Origin of the sequence: Mycobacterium sp. (assembly GCF_049673265.1) — a bacterium.
Lineage (GTDB): Bacteria > Actinomycetota > Actinomycetes > Mycobacteriales > Mycobacteriaceae > Mycobacterium.
In genome coordinates this window covers 1-3,133 of sequence record NZ_JBATXN010000296.1, presented here as the reverse complement: position 1 = coordinate 3,133, position 3,133 = coordinate 1, and the positions used below count along the sequence as shown (strand labels likewise).

Here is a 3,133-nt window from a genome sequence, read left to right as displayed (position 1 = left end):
GGAGACCACCTATCGCTCGTCGGGCAACCTGTTGTACCTGTTGCTCACCCATCCCGAGCAGCTGGCGCTGGTCCACCAAGACCGGTCATTGATACCCGCCGCGATCGAAGAGGGTCTGCGCGTCGAGACCCCGCTCACCATGGTCATGCGCACCACCACCGAAGACGTCGAAATCGGGGGCAAGACAATCCCGTCGGGCGCGCAGATCGACATGTGCATGGGCTCGGCCAACCGCGATGAGAGCCGCTGGACCGATCCCAACACGTTCGACATTCGCCGCACCCGCCAAGCCCACATCGCGTTCGCCGGCGGCATCCATATGTGTCTGGGAATGCATCTGGCCCGGTTGGAAACCCGGGTGATGCTGAACAGCTTGCTGGACCGGGTCACGGACTTGGCGTTGGACCCCGACGACGGGACCGGAGAAGACGCAAGGATCGTCGGCCTGACTTTCCGGTCGCACAACAAGCTTCCCGTCACCTTCGCTCCGGCCTCATGAAAAGCCGGGCGGCGATTCTGCATGATGTCGGCGGCCCTTGGTCCATAGAGGAATTCGAGCTAGACCCTCCTCGCGCCGGTGAGGTTCTGGTCCAAATGGCGGCCGCCGGGTTGTGCCACTCCGACGACCACATCCTCAAAGGCGATATGGCAGCACCCAACGAAGTCCTGCGGGCGATGGGGCTTCCCACGATGTTTCCCACCATCGGTGGCCACGAGGGATCCGGCATCGTGCGCGAAGTTGGCGACGGCGTCACCGACTTCCAGCCCGGCGACCACGTGGTGATGTCGTTCGTCGCCGTGTGCGGCCAATGTCGATGGTGCGCAACCGGTATGGAGTACCTGTGCGATGCCGGTATCGGAACCCTCACGCCGGGAATGCCCACCGACGGCACATTCCGCCACCACCTCGCCGACGGCAAACCCTTGGGCCATATCTCCAAAATCGGGGCATTCGCCGAACACACTGTGGTGTCGACGAATTCACTCGTGAAGATCGAAGCGGATCTTCCACTGCTACCGAGCGCGCTGCTGTCGTGCGCCATCCCCACCGGATACGGTTCGGCCGCCAATCGGGCCGGCGTGCGCGGTGGCGACACCGTCGTCGTCATCGGCGTTGGCGGTATCGGGACCGGCGCGATCCAGGGTGCGCGCATCAACGGTGCCGCGCAGATCGTGGCCGTCGATCCGGTCGAATTCAAACAGAAGTCCGCGCTGCGGTTCGGCGCCACCCACAGCTGCGCGAGCGTCGACGATGCCCTGGATCTGGTGACCGGCCTGACCTACGGCGTGATGGCCGACGGCGTTGTCGTTTCGCCCTCGTTGATCGGCGCCGACGACGTCCGCAGCGCGTTGCGACTCACCCGCAAGGGCGGGACATGCGTGCTCACCGGTATGACCGCGCAGACAACCCGCGGGATCAAGTTCGACCTACAGGACTTCATTTTGATGAACAAAAACCTGGCAGGCACCGTGTTCGGCTCTTGTAATCCCAGAGCGGACATCTACCGGCTGGCCAGGCTCTATCAGACTGGGCAGTTGATGCTCGACGAGATGATCACCAAACGCTATCGCCTCGACGACATCAACGACGCGTATGCGGACCTGCTCAACGGTGAAATCATCCGTGGTGTCATTGATTTCGGGGTTGCTTGACTTTGCCGCGAAGTCGCTGCGTCTGACCGTACGCATCGATCGGGCTGTGCAGGGCGAGTCCGCCGTCGGCATGAATGACCTGGCCTGTCACCCAAGGCAATTCGAGGACACCGGTGATGGCACCGGCTACATCGGCCGCCTCCCCGAGACCTCCTAACGCGGTGCGTTCGGTCAAGCCTTCCACCCAGCCGGGTAGTTGCTCCGGTTCGCCCAGCATCGGCGTCCGGGTAACACCGGGACCGACGGCGTTCACCTGGATGCCGTAGCTGCCCCATTCCACCGCCGCGACCTTGACCAGCATGTTCAACCCCGCTTTGGACACACAGTAAGCGCCCATATCCCGGTCGGCGAGCGTTCCGCTGACACTGGACACCACAACGATCGATCCGCCGAGCTCCGCGTCGATCATCACCTGGGCGGCAGCTCGGATGGTAAGCCAGGTGCCGGTGAGGTTGACTGCAAGCACCCGCTGCCATTCCTCGACCGACTGCGCCAGCAATGTGCCGGAAGCGCCGATGCCCGCGCAAGCCACCACCCGTGTGGGCACTCCGTGCTCGCTCACCGTATGCCCCATCGCGGCGCTCACTGCCTCCGGATCGCTGATATCGCAATCGATGTCGCCGCCGGTTTGGTCCCACACCACGACGTCGTGGCCCGCATCGCGCAACCGGCCGGCGACTTCTCGGCCGATACCCGACGAGCCGCCGGTCACCAGGGCAGTCATTTATCCGCCTCGCCGATCAGCTCGACGAGTACCCCGTCGGGTGCGGTGATGACCGCCATCGGGACCGTCGCGCCGGCCTGCGCGGGCACACCGATGCGACGCACACCATCGCTGAAACCCAAAGCCGCCAGCCTGGACAGCGTCGCATCGACGTCGCGTTGCAAAGACAGCAGAAAGAATCCGTGCCGGGGTCCTGGCGTCGGGTCCGGCGCGTCACCGGCTCCGTCGAAGACCACGAGTTCGACGATGCCGGTGTCGGGGGTCTGCGGATCGCCCAGGAATATAGACCGCAGCTGGTCCGAGCGCGCTCCGAACAGTTCCGGCCAGTCACCGCGGAATGTGTGATCGAACAGTTCGGTGAATCCCAGACCGTCTCGCCAGAATCTCAACGATCGTTCGACATCTGCGGTGCAAATTGCCGCATGATGAACACCCAACACCAGCTTGCTCCCGCATCTCCCGCACCAATGACAATGGTGCGAGTTTAGGAGCAGAGCCGAGCGGTGGGCGGGAATTCAGGCTGAAGCGTCAGGGCGCTGGCTGGAGTTGGATGTCTGCCGTCTCTGGGTCCCGCGCTGGGAAATTGCAGGCGGGCTTATTGCCCGAGAGCTGGATCGTGCCTGCGAGGGTGTTCGGATCCCAGGTGCGGTGGGCGGCGATTGCATCGGGAACGGTGGTACCGTCCGGGCATTCCGCACCATCGGTGGTGTCTAACACCCATTGCCCGTTCACCAAATTGGCCTGGCCTAGAGCTGT

Annotated in this window: 4 protein-coding genes and 1 pseudogene; 2 read left to right on the top strand and 3 right to left on the bottom strand. The window is 63.7% G+C overall.

The window, feature by feature from the left end; translation table 11 throughout:
- Both WBF82_RS10350 and WBF82_RS10345 read left to right on the top strand, forming a co-directional pair.
- Positions 1–499: cytochrome P450 (locus WBF82_RS10350; protein WP_424382946.1), on the top strand; the 499-nt coding region annotated here is incomplete at its 5' end.
- On the top strand, positions 496–1,653 hold the full coding sequence (locus tag WBF82_RS10345) for a Zn-dependent alcohol dehydrogenase (RefSeq protein ID WP_424382945.1): 1,158 nt from the start codon (positions 496–498) through the stop codon (positions 1,651–1,653). The genes WBF82_RS10350 and WBF82_RS10345, both read left to right, overlap by 4 nt.
- Here WBF82_RS10345 and WBF82_RS10340 read toward each other — a convergent pair.
- The 3 genes and pseudogenes from WBF82_RS10340 to WBF82_RS10330 form a co-directional block, all read right to left on the bottom strand.
- The gene (locus WBF82_RS10340; RefSeq protein ID WP_424382944.1) at positions 1,631–2,377 is read right to left on the bottom strand and encodes an SDR family NAD(P)-dependent oxidoreductase; all 747 of its coding nucleotides are present in this window, start codon (positions 2,375–2,377) and stop codon (positions 1,631–1,633) included. The two genes, WBF82_RS10345 and WBF82_RS10340, sit on opposite strands and share 23 nt — an antisense overlap.
- A complete protein-coding gene (locus WBF82_RS10335) occupies positions 2,374–2,817 on the bottom strand; it encodes a VOC family protein (protein ID WP_424382943.1) in 444 nt (147 codons plus the stop codon). The genes WBF82_RS10340 and WBF82_RS10335 overlap by 4 nt, the downstream gene beginning before the upstream one ends.
- Before the next feature lie 88 nt (positions 2,818–2,905).
- A pseudogene (locus tag WBF82_RS10330) lies at positions 2,906–3,133 on the bottom strand (hypothetical protein); the annotation flags it as partial.

What these genes read in the sequence shown, in the direction of transcription:
- WBF82_RS10345 (WP_424382945.1), top strand. Translation starts at nt 496, where the DNA reads ATGAAAAGCCGGGCGGCGATTCTGCATGATGTCGGCGGCCCTTGGTCC.
- WBF82_RS10340 (WP_424382944.1), bottom strand. Translation starts at nt 2,377, where the DNA reads ATGACTGCCCTGGTGACCGGCGGCTCGTCGGGTATCGGCCGAGAAGTC.